A 15,553-nucleotide genomic window follows, 5' to 3' on the forward strand; every position below is an offset into this window, starting at 1 on the left:
AAACAGCGGCGCAAACGCTAAAATGATCGCGGCGAAGCGGGCGGGCAGGTGTGGCATGGCGGTGTCTCTTGGCGGGGACACGCCAGCCTACCGCATCGTTCGCTTCGCCGCCTCCAATGCGCTCAGTATGCAGCCCGTCAAATGGCCAAAGTCGAGCTAAGAGCCTGTCTCGTAAAGCTCTCACTTCATCCTGAGAGTCTAGCTTGAAACCCACCTCCGTCGTCATCACCGGCCTCGTGCCGGTGATGACGATCCGAAAAGCGCCGCGCTTCACAGCATCGGGATGGCCGGCACAAGGCCGGCCATGACGTCGGAGGGTGTCAATCCTGATCAGCCTCTAAGGGTAGAGACTTCCGGCTCGTTGTCACGACCCTAGCCTCAGGCCCCTCTCTGCCCTAATCTTTCGCTCCCACTTAGAACGAGTCGGAGTACGCTTATGGCCCTGCAGCAATCGATCGATCTTGCCCTTGACGCCAATATCGGGGGAGGCGGTCTGCCGCAGGCGGCGCTCGACGACGCGCTGCGGCTTGTCGGCGATGCCATGAAGCGGCTGGCCGAGGACGATGCTTCGGGCCGGCTGCCGCTGCTCCATATGCCTCGCACCACGGACGATCTGGCAAGCATTCGCGAGGCGGCAGCCTTCCTGCGGGATGACGCTACCGATGTGGTCATTCTCGGCGTGGGGGGATCGAGCCTCGGCGGGCAGACCCTGGCTCAGCTGAAGGATTACGCGGTGCCGGGCACAGGCCGCTTCACCGAGAGCCCGCGCATCCACTTCCTCGACAATCTCGATCCCATCACCTTCGACCGCGTCCTGCACAAGCTGCCGCTCTCCTCGACCAAGTTCGTGGCGATCTCGAAATCCGGCGGCACGGGCGAGACCCTGATGCAGACCATTGCCGTGCTCACGGCCCTGGAGAAGGCCGGCCTGCGCTCCCATCCCAACGATCTGTTCCTCGGCCTGTCCGAACCGCGCAAGGATGGCGGCAAGAACGCTCTTCGCGATCTCCTGGAGCCCGAGGGCGTGCGCTTCCTGGAGCATCACACGGGGATCGGCGGGCGCTATTCGGTGCTTACCAATGTGGGCCTCTTGCCGGCCGCCGTGCTCGGTCTCGACATCGAAGCCATCCGCCAGGGCGCGGCGGATGCCTATGAGCCCTTCCGCAAAGGCGCCGCAGCCATGGACGCGCCGGCCGCCCTGGGCGCTGCCCTGAACGTCGCGGCGGCCAAGGCCGGCAAGGGCATTGCGGTCACCATGGCCTATGCGGATCGTCTCGAGCGCTTCACCCGCTGGTGGGTCCAGCTCTGGGCCGAGAGCGTGGGCAAGGACGGCAAGGGCACGCAGCCCGTCGCGGCCATCGGACCTGTGGACCAGCACAGCCAGCAGCAGCTCTATCTCGCCGGCCCCAACGACAAGCTCTTCACGGTGCTGACCACGGGCGTTGCCGGCAAGGGGCCTGTCATGAACGAGGCGCTGGCCAAGCGCGCGGGCCAGACGGGTTTCGCCGGCAGGACCATCGGCGACCTTGTGGCGGCCCAGGGCCGCGCCATGGCCGACACCTTCGCCAAGAACAGCCGCCCGACCCGTCAGATTCACATCGAGACCCTGAACGAGCGCGCCCTGGGCGAACTCCTCATGCATTTCATGCTGGAGACGATCCTGGCCGGCTACGCCACGGGCGTCGACCCGTTCGATCAGCCGGCCGTGGAAGAAGCCAAGATCCTTGCGAAGGAATACCTGACGCAGGGGTGAGGGATCATCATTCCACGTCATGCCCCCATGTCATGGCCGGCCTTGTGCCAGCCATCGCGATCAGGAGAGGCTCGCCGCTTCATGCAATCGGGATCACCGGCACGAGGCCGGTGATGACGGCAAGCGGCATGTCCATCCTGGGTGCCGATCCTGGATCGGCTGCGCCGTCCGGGATGACACGTGAAGACGGCAGGGGAATAACGTCGCGCGTTCTGGTTTCCGCCGCGTTCGCCCCCTATGTTCTCTCTTTCGAATCTGAAGGTCAGCGCCTCGCATGCATGTCCGTCGCCTCGATCCCATCCTCGTCGACCGCATTGCTGCGGGCGAGGTCGTCGAGCGCCCTGCCGCGGCGGTGAAGGAGCTTGTGGAGAACGCCGTCGATGCCGGCGCTTCCTCCATCGAGATTGCGGTCGAGGCCGGCGGACGGCGCCTGATCCGCATCATCGACGATGGCCGGGGCATGACCCCGGAGGATCTGGAGCTGGCGGTCGAGCGCCATGCCACCTCCAAGCTGCCCGACGGCGATCTGTTTTCGATCAATACCCTAGGTTTCCGCGGCGAAGCTTTGCCCTCCATCGGTGCCGTCGCGCGCCTTTCCATCGTCACCTGCACGGCCGAGGCGGAGACCGGCTCATCCATCGTGGTGGAGGCCGGCGTCAAAGGTCCCGTGCGCCCGGCTCCTGCGCCGAAAGGCACGCGCGTCGAGGTGACGGATCTTTTTTCCGCCACGCCCGCGCGCCTGAAATTCCTCAAGAGCGACCGATCCGAGGCGCAGGCGGTGGCGGAGATCGTCAAGCGGCTCGCCATCGCGCATCCGACGATCCGCTTCACCCTGTCGGGCGAGCACGTCACCGCCTTCACCTATCCGCCGGAGGAGCCCGGCGAGCACGGCTTCCTGCGCCGTCTCTCGCGGGTGCTCGGCGCAGAGTTCCACGAGAATGCCATGTCCATCGGGGTCGAGCGCGAGGGCGTGCGGCTCACGGGCTTCGCGAGCCTGCCGACCTATCATCGCGGCACCGGAACCGCGATCCATTTCGTGGTCAACGGACGGCCCGTGCGCGACAAGCTGCTGCTCGGGGCCGTGCGCGGCGCCTATGCGGATGTGATGGCGTCCGATCGGCATCCGGTGCTTGCCATCATGATCGATCTCGATCCGCGGGCGGTGGACGTCAACGTGCATCCGGCCAAGACCGAAGTACGCTTCCGCGATCCTGCTTTCGTGCGCGGCTTCGTGGTGGGCGCCCTGAAGGAGGCCATCACCCGCCATGCGTTCCGTGCCTCGTCGACGGGCGGAACGCGCACGCTGGAAAGCCTGCGTCCTCAGGGAGCGCTGCTCTCGCGTCCCGCCTATCCGCATCGCACGCACGCGATCCGCCCGACCAGCGCCTTCGCCAATTGGCAGGCTCCGCTCGATGGACCGGAGAGATCGTATGCCTCGGCGTCCGGCCTTGCCGAACGACAGGCGAGCCTTCCCGATCTTGCAAGCCCCTCCGCGGACGGCCGCGCGACGCTTCAAGAGATCGAGCCGGAAACCGAAGAGGCGCCTCTCGGTGCCGCCCGCGCGCAATTGCACGGCACTTACATCGTCGCGCAGACGCAGGACGGCATCGTCATCGTCGACCAGCACGCGGCCCATGAGCGCCTCGTTTACGAGCGCCTGAAGCGTGAGCGCGCTTCGTCGGGCATTGCACGACAATTGCTGCTGATCCCCGAGGTGGTCGATCTCGATCCCGTCGATGCCGACCGCGTCCTGGCGGAGGCCTCCTCCCTCGAGAGCCTCGGCCTCGTGATCGAACCTTTCGGTCACGGCGCGCTGCTGGTGCGGGAGGTGCCTTCCGCTCTCGCGGGCGGGCGCATCAAGGCACTGGTGCAGGATGTGGCCGATGCCCTGGCCGAATGGGGGCAGGGGGCCCCGAACCCTCTGGAGGAGCGCCTGGATTCCGTGCTCTCGCGCATGTCCTGCCACGGTTCCATCCGGGCCGGGCGGCGCATGCGGCCCGAGGAGATGAACGCCCTGCTGCGCGAGATGGAAGCGACGCCGCTCTCCGGTCAGTGCAATCACGGGCGGCCGACCTACGTGGAGCTCAAGCTGACCGATATCGAGCGATTGTTCGGACGGCGGTAGGGAACATTGCCGCGGAGGGCGAGCGTTCTACGCATAGGCGTGTGAATGCGCTGGATTCAGCCCTAGGCCAGTCTTTTGAAAAGGAGAATGGCGATGAAGGTCACGCAAATCGTTAGTGTCTCTCTCCTCGGCGCCGCGCTGGCGGTTGGTGGCGCCTTCGCGCAAGGCAAGAAGTGGGAAACCGTCAAGATCGCCACGGAAGGCGCCTATGAGCCGTGGAACTTCACGGGCGCGGGCGGCAAGCTCGAGGGTTTCGAGATCGACCTTGCCAACGAACTCTGCGGGCGCATGAAGGTGAAGTGCGAGATCGTCGCCCAGGACTGGGACGGCATCATTCCGGCGCTTCAGGCGAAGAAGTACGATGCCATCATGGCCGGCATGAGCATCACCGACGAGCGCAAGAAGACCATCGACTTCTCGAACCCCTATGCGGCCGGACCCAACGGCTTCCTCGTTCCCAAGGACTCGCCGCTCGCCAAGATGCCGGGGACCGGCCAATCCTTCAACCTGTCGAGCCAGCAGGCGGCCGCCGAGAAGGCCATCGCCGATCTGAAGCCGCTCCTGAAGGGCAAGACCATCGGTGTCCAGACCTCGACCATCCACTCGAACTTTTCGGACAAGTATCTGAAGGATGTCGCCGAGATCCGCGAGTACAAGACCACGGAACAGCATGATCTCGATCTTGCGGCCGGGCGCATCGATGCGGTTCTGGCGGATGCGACGGCGCTGAGCGGCACCCTGCGCAAGCCCGAGTTCAAGGACTACGTCCTGGTCGGACCGTCGATCACCGGAGGCCTTCTGGGGCCTGGCGTCGGCGCCGGTCTTCGCCAGGAGGACACCGATCTGAAGGCCATGTTCAACGATGCGATCGCGGCCGCCAAGGCGGATGGAACCATCAAGAAACTTTCCGAGAAGTGGTTCAAGATCGACATCACGCCGGTGACTTGAGCGGTGTCGCAGTCACTGACTGCCATGAACCATGGGTTCGGAATCGGAGCGCGATCGGTCAGACTGAAGTGCGGTAGAGCTTGAGGTCCTTGCGCGCCGGGGCGGATGCGAGATGAGCCGGCAGGGCGGCCTGGTCGAGGCAATCCTCGAATCGCAGCGTCTCGGCTGCATTCACGGCTGGGGTCATATCGGCCTCTTCGGCGCTGAACGCGACGCCCGCGAAATCACCATGGCGCCAGCACACCCGTGCGCGGCGAACCTGCAGGTCATGGGCTGCGATGTACAGCTCGAAGGTCTCTGGCAGGTCCATGTGCCGCTTGACCGCGATCCTGGCGCCGCCGGTGGAGATATCCTTCACCATGCAGGAGATCATCGCCTCAGGGCCCAGCATGATTTTTGCCGGGTGATGGGTGCGAAAACGCCTGGCTTGCCGACGATTGTCGAGGGCGGTGACGGGAACCATGGAGGCGACCTTCGGTCAAATGGCCAATGAACCTTGGCATTAACCATTTGTTAACCGACTTCTCAAGCCCCTCCTAAGAGGTATCCGCCTAAAAGCTAAAGCATCGTGCGGAAAAGTGGACCCGGTTTTTCCGCGCACAACGATGCTCTCATTTTATGGAGAAAGCATCGGACCCAAAAGTGCAAATCCACTTTTGGGTCCGATGCTTTAACGCCTTTGACGGAATTCAGCGCGACGGCCCTTTGCGTTCCGCCGAGGCCGCCCAGATGTTCAGATTGCCCTCGCCGGCATAGCGGTCGATTTCGGCGAGTTCATCCGCCGTGAACGATGGGTTCTTGAGCGCCCCGACACAATCGACGACCTGCTCGGGGCGGCTCGCGCCGATGAGCGCCGAGGTGACGCGTCCGCCACGCAGAACCCATGCCAGCGCCATCTGCGCCAGGGTCTGTCCGCGCCGTTCGGCGATGCCGTTCAGGCCGCGGATGCGGGCGATGTTGTCCTCGTTGAGAAAGCTCGGGCGCAGGGACTTGCCCTGGGCCGCGCGGCTCTCGTCGGGAATGCCGTTCAGATATTTCGTCGTCAGCATGCCCTGGGCCAGCGGCGAGAACACGATGGAGCCGAGGCCCAGATCGTCGAGGGTGTCGAGCAGCCCGTCCTCCTCGACCCAGCGGTTGAGCATGGAATAGCTCGGCTGATGGATGATGCAGGGCGTCCCGAGTTCGCGCAGAATGCCTACCGCCTCGCGGGTGCGCTGGCTGTTGTACGACGAGAGGCCGACATAGAGCGCCTTGCCCTGTCGTACGGCCGAATCGAGCGCCAGCATGGTCTCTTCAAGCGGCGTTTCCGGATCGAAGCGGTGGGAATAGAAGATGTCGACATAGTTGGCGCCTAAGCGCTTGAGACTCTGGTCGAGGCTCGACAGCAGGTACTTGCGGCTGCCCCACTCGCCATAGGGGCCCGGCCACATGCGGTATCCCGCCTTGGTGGAGATCACCAGCTCGTCGCGCAGCCCATGGAAATCGTTGCGCAGGATCTCGCCGAACAGCGTCTCGGCCGAACCGGGGGGAGGGCCGTAATTGTTCGCGAGATCGAAATGCGTGATGCCGAGATCGAAGGCCGTCCGGCAGATCTCCCGCGCGGTGGCGGCCGACTTGTCCTCACCGAAATTGTGCCAGAGCCCGAGCGAAATCGCCGGCAGCAGCAGCCCGCTGCGGCCGCACCGATTGTAGATCATCTCGTCGTAGCGGTTCTCAGCGGGCAGGTAGGCCATCGAACTCTCCAGCAGTGCAATGAGGCAGACGATTTACATAGCGCGGCTCAGACGCGTTCAACAACATGAGTGACGCATGCATGCGTGTTTCGTCATGGCGAGGCAGGGCAGGGGCGCGCGGTCGGGTGAAAACTTGACGTCATGGCATCCTCCGCCATCACTCCGAGCCGCGCCGCGAAACCCGACCAATACCGTCTCCCGGCAGGGTCGGGCTTGTGCCGGGTATCCCGATGTGAAGAGCGCGTCGCTTTTCCTAATCGGGATGCCCAGCACAAGCCCGGTGATGACGGGGAGGAGGTGGTGGCGTGGGGAGGCGATGACGTGGACGGGGAAGTGGAAGGCTGCGGCTCATCCGGCGTCGTCCATCATCCCGTCGCACCCCTCCTCCTGCTGTCATGGCCGGGCTTGACCCGGCCATCCCGATACGGAAGAGCGCGGCGTTTCACACAATCGGGATCACCGGCACGAGGCCGGCGATGACGTGGAGGGCGTGGTCAGGCCTGGGGACAATGTTCTCACTTTGTTCTTGACACTGTGTTGCACACAAGCTAGAGAGTTGCCTTAGATCGGTTCCTGACGAGGGGCGCGCTCGAGGCGTCGCAGCGTGGGAGCCGGCCCGGTCCTGTGTGCGGGTCTCGCAAGCCCGCATGACAGGAGGCCCAGGANCGAGGGGCGCGCTCGAGGCGTCGCAGCGTGGGAGCCGGCCCGGTCCTGTGTGCGGGTCTCGCAAGCCCGCATGACAGGAGGCCCAGGATGCCTGGGCGGGTAGTCGGGATCGGTCGCAGGCCCCCGTCGCGCAGACGACCCCGCCTGCGGCGGTCGACTGAGCCTGCCTCTCCTGTCCGCCTAAAGAAGCCGTGCGCGAAGAGGCATCCTGGCTCTTCCATCAAACCCTAGATCATCGAGCCGGGCGGCCCGTCGCACCTCCCTCGATCAACCTGACGGCTCAGGGCTCCCAAGCCCTGGGCCTACGGGTGCTGGCTCTTTGACAGAGGACGATCATCCACCCGCAGACGTCATCCCACCCTCACACGTCATGGCCGTCCCCGGACTTGATCCGGGGATCAGACCCGGCCATCCCGATGCGGTGGAGCGCGGCGCTCCAATCATCGAGATCACCGGCACAAGGCCGGTGATGACGTTGGAGGGGTGAAAGGCCGCGGCTCATCCGGCATCATCCATTCACACGGCCGTCATGGCCGGGACCAAGCCCGGAGATGACAAGCACGCGCCGTGCGCTTGTCACTCTCAGAAACGCGTAATGACGCTGATGCCAAGGCCTTCGAACCGATCCATCGCCATGAGGGCGTCGGGCGCCTCATCGAGGCTGATGTGCTTGCCGACGAGCTTCTGCGGCGCGAGCTTGCCGGTGCGGATCATGGCCATCATGTCCTGGTAGCGGAAGGCCTGCATGCCGTGGCTGCCGTAGACCTCCAGTTCATGCGCGATGATCTGCGCCATCGGCACCTGCGCGCGGGCATGCTCGCCCACCATCAACCCGACCTGCACGTGACGCCCGCGGCGGCGCAGATTGGCGATGGAGTTGAAGCAGGTGGCCGGATGGCCCAGGGCATCGATGGACACATGCGCGCCGCCCTTGGTGATGTCCTTGACCGTGCCGACCACATCCTTGCTGTCTCGCGCATTCACCGTCGCCACGGCGCCCATGGCTCTCGCGAAGGCGAGCTTCTCGTCCGTGAGATCGATGGCGATCACGTTCGACCCCATGGCGCTCGCGATCATGATTGCGGACAGCCCCACGCCGCCGCATCCATGCACCGCCACCCATTCCCCGGGCTTTACGCGTCCTTGGTCGACGATGGCACGGAAAGACGTGACAAAGCGGCAGCCGAGGCTCGCGGCAGTGGCGAAGTCGAGCTCGTCCGGCAGCGCGACGAGGTTCGTATCCGCGTAATCGACCGCCACATATTCCGCAAACGAGCCCCAGGCCGTGAAACCCGGTTGAAATTGCTGCTCGCAGACCTGATGGTTCCCGGAATGGCATTCATGGCAATGGCCGCAGCCGCCGACGAACGGCACCGTGACGCGATCGCCCGTCTTCCAGCGCGTGACCTGCTGGCCGGTCGCGAGGACCGTGCCGGCGAGCTCGTGCCCCGGCACATGCGGCAGCACCACGTCGGGATCGTGCCCTATCCAGCCATGCCAGTCGCTGCGGCACAGGCCCGTCGCCTCCACTTTGATCACGACGCCCTCCGCTGAGGGTGTCGGATCCGGCACGTTCTGCACGCGCGGCGGCTGGCCGAACTGCTCGAAGAGAACCGCTTTCATGATGAGCCTTTCCTACGCGACCAACAGGGAGGAGCGGTATAGCGGGCCGGCCATGATGGGGCAAATGCTGACGCCGTCCATCGAAGATGACTGAGCAATATATTATTGCTACGCTTGCTTCATGAAGCAGATCGCTACCTTCATTCTGATGCTCGTCAACGCTGTCATGGGCGCCTCTCCGGCTTTCGCGCACCGACCTTACTTCACACAGGTCGAGAAGATCCGACTTCCCAACGGCGAGATGGGAGAGGCAAGGCTCTTGAACGGAGACGGAATTTTCGGTCCTGATCCTGTGCGTGTCCTCATCCTTGATGCGCAGGGACGCTTGCTGGCACGAAGTCATAAGTCACGTTCGATGGCACTCGACTGTTCTGATGAAGGACGATGCCTCATCTTTGATTTCTCGGCCGGAGAAATCCTTGATCCTGATTCCTCGACTTTTCAGCAAGGACCAGTTGTCCCGAGCCGTTCAGATGATGAACGCGAGGGATTATGGGAGCTGGAGGATGGTTCAGAAAGCTGGGGATTTGCGCGCCGGGATCCGAACTTTCGGGAAAAGATCCTGAGTTATGGAACGATGCTGTCCAGCAGACTGGCCGGGATAATATTCAACGGGGTCATCGGCGCTCTATGCGCTCTGTTGGCTGCAGCTGCCATCGTCATCATGCGAGAGGTAAGAACTCGATACTTCGAGACCTTCATGGCTGCCCTAGCAATCGTGCTGATCGCAGGAATGGGGTTGTTTCTTATTCTGGTGTCAGGCTTCTTCAGCATGCTTGGAGGATTGACCTCAGCTCCCTGGCTCGCTTCGCTTTGTCTGGGGGGAGCTTTCGTTGTCGTGGGTATTCGGATTCGAAAGCGGAGCGGAACACGAACGGCATCAGAATAGGCGGTCCCCCCTGAACCGCCCGAACACCACCTTCGTCTCCCCGTAATCACGCCGCTCGATCTCCTCGAACCCTTCCGGCAGCGTCACCTCGACGCCTTGCGCCTCTTCCACGATCACGAGCGCATCGGGCCCGAGCCAGCCGCCCTCGGCGCAGGAGCGCAGGGCTTTCGGCGCGAGGTCCCGGCCGTAGGGTGGATCGCAGAACACGATGGAGAAGGGAGCGTTGGGAGCGGCCTCTCCCATGCGGGTGGCGTCGCGGCGGAAGAGGCGGGTGGCGCCGCCGGCGCCGAGGGCTTCCACGTTCTCGCGGATGATGCCGCGGGACTGCGCGCCGTCGTCGACGAAGAGTGCGAAGGCGGCGCCGCGCGAGAGCGCCTCCAGCCCAAGGGCGCCGGTGCCGGCGAAAAGATCGAGCACGCGCGCACCCTCGACAGGGTCGTCATAGCCGTGCTGCAGGATGTTGAAGAGCGTCTCGCGCAGGCGGTCCGAGGTCGGGCGGATCGCGTCCGAACTCGGCCCCTTGAGCGAGCGGCCGCGCCAGCGCCCGCCCACGATTCTCATGGCTTGATCCTTGGTTCCAGGAAACTCTCCAGAAGCCCTTAACCTGAGAGGCTCACTCATGAAAGCGCAGGCGCTGTTTCCCTCCCCCTTGTGGAGAGGGGCTAAGGGTGGGGGTGCCGGTGCTGGACTGGACCAGCGTGGCGCTCACACCCCCACCTCCAGCTCCTCCCCACAAGGGGCAGGAGAGCCGCCAGGGTCATATAAGATAAACTCTCAGGTGGACCACGGTGTTGTTAGGCGTCCATCAACGGCGGCCGCGCGGGCCGCCCTTGGAGCCACCGCCTTTGAAGCCGCCCTTCGAGGCTCCGCCCTTGGACGCACCTTTCGGGCCGCCCTTGAAGCCTCCACCCCTCGGTGCACCACGGGAGGGAGCATCCCCTCTCGGAGGGCCGCGACGGGGACGGTCATCGTCGCCACGGGCGCGGAACGGACGGTCGCCCTGTGGCTTGCGCGGGCGGTCGTCGCCTCCCTCGCGGGAGCGGAAGGGGCGCTCGCCTTGGCGAGCGCGGGGACGATCCTCGGCTCCCTCGGAGCGCGCCCGGAAGGGCCGGTCGCCGGCTGGGCGCCGGGGGCGCTCGTCATCGCGGCGCGAAGGGCGGTCTCCACCCTCGCGGCTGCGGCGGGCCGGAGCCGCATCGCGGTCGTCCCGACGGCGCGGACGATCCTCGCCACCGGCAGCGCCGCGGCCCCTGCGCGGAGCGGGCGCTTCCTCTTCCTGCGGCTGGCGCACGAGACGCTCCACCACGACCTTGCGGCCCTCGCTCGACGAAATGGCGCCGACGCGTTCGCGCTGGCGCCCACCGCTGGCTGTGCGAGCCTCCTTCGGATCGGCGCCGCGGCGCGGAGCCTTCCGGCGCGGGGCGTCCTCGTCGCTCTCGCCGGCACGCCATACGCTGGTCTTCACATCGAGGCGCGACGGGTGCTTCCTGGGTTCTTCCTCGTCGCGGCCGAAGCGGTCCCCATCGCGGGAACGGGATGGCCGCTCATCCTCGTCACGGCGACGGCGCGGGCGCTCCTCGTCCCGGTCGCGACCGAAGCGCGAGGGCCGCTCGCCGCGCTCGTCACGATCCTGCTTCTTTGGGGAGCCGAAGGGCGCGATGGGCTCACGCACCGGGCTTTCGAAATCGACACCGGCCTCGAGGGCGAGCGCCTCTCCGAGCTGATCCTTCAGCACCTTGGTGCGCACCTCCTCCACGAGGCCGACCTCGAGGTCGCCAAGCTGGAACGGACCGAAGGACATGCGGATCAGGCGGTTCACCTGCACGCCCATATGCTCGAGGATGCGCTTGATCTCGCGGTTCTTGCCCTCGCGCAGGCCCATGGTGATCCATGCATTGTCGCCCTGCACCCGGTCGAGACGCGCCTCGATGGGGCCGTAATCGATGCCGTCGATGCTGATGCCGTCGCGCAGGCGGTCGAGGTCCGCCTGGTTGATCTCGCCGTGGGCGCGCACCTTGTAGCGCCGCAGCCAGCCGGTATCGGGATGGGCGATCACGCGGGCAAGGCCGCCGTCATTGGTGAGGAGCAGAAGCCCTTCCGTGTTGATGTCGAGCCGACCGACCGCCACCACGCGGGGCAGGTCCTCGGGCAGGTTATCGAACACGGTCGGCCGTCCTTCCGGATCACGGGCCGTGGTCACGAGGCCGCGCGGCTTGTGGAAAAGCCACAGGCGCGTGCGCTCCTTGGCGGGCAGGGGCTCGCCGTCCACGGTGATCTTGTCGGCCGCCGTCACGTTGATTGCGGGGGATTCCAGCACCTTGCCGTTGAGGGTGACGCGACCCTCGGCGATCAGCACCTCCGCGTCGCGGCGGGACGCGATGCCGGCGCGGGCGATGACTTTGGCCACACGATCCTCGGCAGGCTCCTGCGGTTCGGCCTGAACCTCGGGGCGCTCCTCGCGGGCGCGGCGTGGGCGGTCCTCACCGGCGCGGTCGAAACGGCGCGGGCGTTCGTCGCCGGACCGGCCGCGGAAAGGCTTGTCACCGGCGCTGCGGGCGCGGAACGGCTTGTCGCCACCCTCGCCGCGGGGCCGGAAGGGCTTCTTGTCGCCGCTCTCGGAGCGGCGGGGACGATCATCGCTGTCCCGGCTGCGGAAGGGGCGTTCGCCACCTTCTCCGCGCGGGCGGAACGGCTTATCGCCATCGCGGCTGCGGAAAGGCCGGTCGCCTCCTTCACGCGGCTTGCGCGGGCGGTCGTCGTCGCCTCGGGCGCTGAAGGGGCGATCGCCGCCCTCGCGGGGTTTGCGGAAGGGTTTGTCGCCGGAGGCGCGGCCACGGTCGGAGCGTCCCGAGGAGCGGCCCCTGCGATTATCGTCGTTGCTGTCGGTCATGGGAGCCTGATAGCAGAGGAGTGTCAGAGAAGCGAGGACTAAGGAACGAACCGTTTGACGGATAACGCCGATCAGGAGCCGCTTGATCCGGGAGGACCGGATCCCATGAGCGTGGCCTTCGACCAGGCCCGCGCCGCCGCGGCGCGTGGGGAGGTGCCGGTGGGGGCTGCCATCGTCAAGGATGGCCGCATTGTCGCCGCAGCGGGCAACCGGCCGCGGGAACTGCGCGATCCCTCCGCCCATGCCGAAATGCTCGCCATCCGCCGCGCCTGCGAGGCCTTGGACGACGAGCGGCTTTCCGGCTGCGATCTCTACGTGACCTTGGAGCCCTGCACCATGTGCGCGGCCGCCATCTCCTTCGCTCGAATCCGGCGCGTCTATTATGCCGCTTGCGATCCGAAGGGCGGCGCGGTCGACAGCGGTGTGCGCTTCTTCGGCCAGCCCACCTGCCACCACGCTCCGGAGGTTTACGGCGGCATCCGCGAAAGCGAAGCGGCGGCGCTGCTGAAGGCCTTTTTCGAAAGGCGGCGTTAGGCGCCCGGTGCGCCCCGGACGACGAGGAAACCTTGCCGGTTCATCGTGAACTTACGCCGCGAGAAACGCCTGCAGGGCCTCCAGGGTCGCGCTCGGGTTTTCTTCTGCTACGAAATGCCCTGACGTGACTCCGATGCCGGTCGCCTTGGGGGCGAAGCTCTGGTGCCAGATATCGAGCGGCTGCTTCCTGTCTCCGACAGGGCCGCTGACGAGATAATAGTCGCTCCAGATCACATAGGTCGGGCACTGGATCGTCTTGCCTGCGGCGAGATCGGCTTCGTCTGCCTCGATGTCTCGGGTGGCGCCAGCACGGTAATCCTCGCAGAAGGCATGGATGCGGCTGGGTTCGTTGCAGCTCTGCCAGTAGGCGTGGAGCGCGCGATGATCGAAGGCACTGAGATCGCCCGCGGCCGACCATTCCCGCATCAGGCCTTCGAAATAGGGAATCGGATCGCGCCCGATCTCGTCCTCCGGTTTCGGAGAGGGCTGCGAGAGATAGCCCCAGTGAACTTCCGGAATTCTGCCTGCTCTCATCTGCTCCCACACATGGTAGGTCGGCAGAATGTCGAGAAGGGCGAGCCGCTCCACCCGGCCCGGATGATCGAGGGCGAGCCGGTACCCGACACGGGCTCCACGGTCGTGCCCGACGACGGCGAAATGCACATGGCCCAGGGCCTCCATGACCTGAACGACGTCCCGGCCCATGGCGCGCTTGGAATAGGTCTCGTGCTTCGGGTCGCCTGCCGGCGCAGAGGACCAGCCATAGCCGCGCAGGTCCATGCAGACGACCTTGTAGGTCTCGGCCAGGGTCGGGGCGAGGTGGTGCCACATGGCGTGGGTTTCAGGAAAGCCATGCAGAAGAACGACCGGCTTTCCGGTCCCTTTGGAGCGAGCGAAGATGCGCCCGACTCCCGTGTCGATCCAGTGGCTTTCGAAATCGGGGAAGAGATCGTCGCTCATGAAAAGCCGCTCGCCGGTTGTAAGAAGAACGCTCCGTGAAGCTAGAGCATTCTCATGGGAAAGGGATGAGGCAGCTTAGGAAAAAAGAGAGTTTCAACTTAAAGTGGACAAGATTCCGTTTCGTCATCCCCCGATTGAAGTACGCGCTTCTCAGTGCAACTCGCGCTCCACTGCACGCCAGCCGATGTCCTTCCGGCAGAAGCCCTCCGGCCAGTCGATCCTGGCAACGGCCTCATAGGCTTTCCTCTGCGCCTCGGAGATGGTGCGCCCCAAGGCGGTGACATTGAGCACGCGTCCACCATTGGCAACGATCCTGTCGCCATCCTGTTTCGTGCCGGCATGGAAGACCACGACGTCGTCGAGTTCTTCAGCCTTCTCGATGCCCTTGATCTCCGAACCCTTCGCGACGGCTCCCGGATAGCCTCGTGTGGCCATGACGACGGTGAGCGCCGCTTGTTCGGACCATTGCAGGGAGATGCTGTTCAGAACACCGTCGCAGGCGGCAAGCAGTGCCGTTACGAGATCGGACTTCAGGCGCGGCAGAAGAACCTGGGTTTCGGGATCGCCGAGGCGGACGTTGTATTCGATGAGCTGGGGCCCGTCCCCGGTGAGCATCAGCCCGGCATAGAGGATGCCCGTATAGGGAGTGCCGCGTGCCTTCATGCCCGCGAGGGTCGGCTCGATGATGTCCCGCATGGCGCGGTCCTGGAGCTCCGGCGTCATCACGGCGGCCGGCGAATAGGCCCCCATCCCGCCGGTGTTGGGTCCCTGGTCGCCGTCGAAGACGCGCTTGTGGTCCTGCGCCGTGCCGAGGGGGATCGCATGGGTGCCGTCGCAGAGGGCAAAGAAACTTGCCTCTTCGCCTTCGAGAAACGCCTCGATCACCACCTCGGCTCCGGCCGCCCCGAGACCGCCGCCGATCATCATGTCGATGGCTTCTTCGGCTTCCTCGAAGGAGGTGGCGACAACCACGCCCTTGCCGGCTGCAAGGCCGTCCGCCTTCACCACGGTCGGCACGCCGTAACTGCGGACGTAAGCTTTGGCCGCTTCCGCATCGGTGAAGCGCCGATAGGCGGCGGTCGGGATGTTGAATTCGGCGCACAGATCCTTGGTGAAGGCCTTCGAGCCTTCGAGCTGGGCGGCAGCCTTGCTCGGACCGAACGCCTTGATCCCGGCAGCCGTGAGATCGTCCACGAGCCCTGCCACCAGCGGCGCCTCCGGCCCGACCACGACGAAATCGACCGCCATCACCCGGCACAGATCGATCACCGCTCGGTGGTCCGTCACATCGAGCACCACATTGGTGCCGTGCTGCGCCGTGCCGGGATTGCCGGGAGCGATAAGAAGCTTGTCGCACAGGGGACTCGCCGAGATGCTGCGAGCCAATGCGTGCTCGCGTCCGCCCGATCCGATGAGAAGGATGTTCATGCCT

The 15,553-nt window shown here is 65.2% G+C and carries 12 protein-coding genes; 5 read left to right on the top strand and 7 right to left on the bottom strand.

Going from position 1 to position 15,553, the window contains the following annotated elements:
• The first annotated feature begins 436 nt into the window (after positions 1-436).
• The 3 genes from KHP60_RS18555 (at position 437) to KHP60_RS18565 (ending at position 4,826) form a co-directional block, all read left to right on the top strand.
• A complete protein-coding gene (locus KHP60_RS18555) occupies positions 437-1,753 on the top strand; it encodes a glucose-6-phosphate isomerase (protein ID WP_213565810.1) in 1,317 nt (438 codons plus the stop codon).
• A 274-nt stretch (positions 1,754-2,027) separates the two neighbouring features.
• Complete coding sequence (gene mutL, locus KHP60_RS18560) at positions 2,028-3,878, top strand: DNA mismatch repair endonuclease MutL (RefSeq protein WP_213565811.1); 1,851 nt, start codon at positions 2,028-2,030, stop codon at positions 3,876-3,878.
• Positions 3,879-3,971: 93 nt separating this feature from the next.
• Entirely contained in the window at positions 3,972-4,826 is an 855-nt protein-coding gene (locus tag KHP60_RS18565) for a transporter substrate-binding domain-containing protein (protein WP_213565812.1), read from the top strand.
• 58 nt (positions 4,827-4,884) lie between these two features.
• On the opposite strand, the gene KHP60_RS18570 is transcribed toward KHP60_RS18565, so the two are convergent.
• From KHP60_RS18570 to KHP60_RS18580, 3 genes are all read right to left on the bottom strand, one after another.
• Positions 4,885-5,289 (bottom strand): PilZ domain-containing protein, encoded by a 405-nt coding sequence (locus KHP60_RS18570; protein WP_213565813.1) that lies wholly within the window; start codon positions 5,287-5,289, stop codon positions 4,885-4,887.
• Positions 5,290-5,515: 226 nt separating this feature from the next.
• Positions 5,516-6,559: an L-glyceraldehyde 3-phosphate reductase gene (gene mgrA, locus KHP60_RS18575; protein ID WP_213565814.1), complete on the bottom strand. Its 1,044-nt coding sequence runs from the start codon at positions 6,557-6,559 to the stop codon at positions 5,516-5,518.
• Between the two features lie 1,248 nt (positions 6,560-7,807).
• On the bottom strand, positions 7,808-8,848 hold the full coding sequence (locus tag KHP60_RS18580) for a zinc-dependent alcohol dehydrogenase family protein (protein ID WP_213565815.1): 1,041 nt from the start codon (positions 8,846-8,848) through the stop codon (positions 7,808-7,810).
• 121 nt (positions 8,849-8,969) lie between these two features.
• Here KHP60_RS18580 and KHP60_RS18585 point away from each other — a divergent pair, with 121 nt between their 5' ends.
• Positions 8,970-9,737: a hypothetical protein gene (locus tag KHP60_RS18585; protein ID WP_213565816.1), complete on the top strand. Its 768-nt coding sequence runs from the start codon at positions 8,970-8,972 to the stop codon at positions 9,735-9,737.
• Here the strand turns inward: KHP60_RS18585 and rsmD are convergent.
• Positions 9,729-10,298 (bottom strand): 16S rRNA (guanine(966)-N(2))-methyltransferase RsmD, encoded by a 570-nt coding sequence (gene rsmD, locus KHP60_RS18590; RefSeq protein WP_213565817.1) that lies wholly within the window; start codon positions 10,296-10,298, stop codon positions 9,729-9,731. The genes KHP60_RS18585 and rsmD overlap by 9 nt on opposite strands.
• Before the next feature lie 244 nt (positions 10,299-10,542).
• Positions 10,543-12,627 (bottom strand): pseudouridine synthase, encoded by a 2,085-nt coding sequence (locus tag KHP60_RS18595; RefSeq protein ID WP_249688923.1) that lies wholly within the window; start codon positions 12,625-12,627, stop codon positions 10,543-10,545.
• A gap of 105 nt (positions 12,628-12,732) precedes the next feature.
• Here KHP60_RS18595 and KHP60_RS18600 point away from each other — a divergent pair, with 105 nt between their 5' ends.
• A complete protein-coding gene (locus KHP60_RS18600) occupies positions 12,733-13,161 on the top strand; it encodes a nucleoside deaminase (RefSeq protein WP_213565865.1) in 429 nt (142 codons plus the stop codon).
• A gap of 51 nt (positions 13,162-13,212) precedes the next feature.
• On the opposite strand, the gene KHP60_RS18605 is transcribed toward KHP60_RS18600, so the two are convergent.
• Together KHP60_RS18605 and purD are read right to left on the bottom strand one after the other, a co-directional pair.
• Positions 13,213-14,121: an alpha/beta fold hydrolase gene (locus tag KHP60_RS18605; protein WP_213565818.1), complete on the bottom strand. Its 909-nt coding sequence runs from the start codon at positions 14,119-14,121 to the stop codon at positions 13,213-13,215.
• A 150-nt stretch (positions 14,122-14,271) separates the two neighbouring features.
• A complete protein-coding gene (gene purD, locus KHP60_RS18610) occupies positions 14,272-15,549 on the bottom strand; it encodes a phosphoribosylamine--glycine ligase (RefSeq protein WP_213565819.1) in 1,278 nt (425 codons plus the stop codon).
• Positions 15,550-15,553 lie beyond the last annotated feature (4 nt).

Origin of the sequence: Microvirga sp. 3-52 (assembly GCF_018383585.1) — a bacterium.
In the GTDB taxonomy this organism is placed as follows: domain Bacteria; phylum Pseudomonadota; class Alphaproteobacteria; order Rhizobiales; family Beijerinckiaceae; genus Microvirga.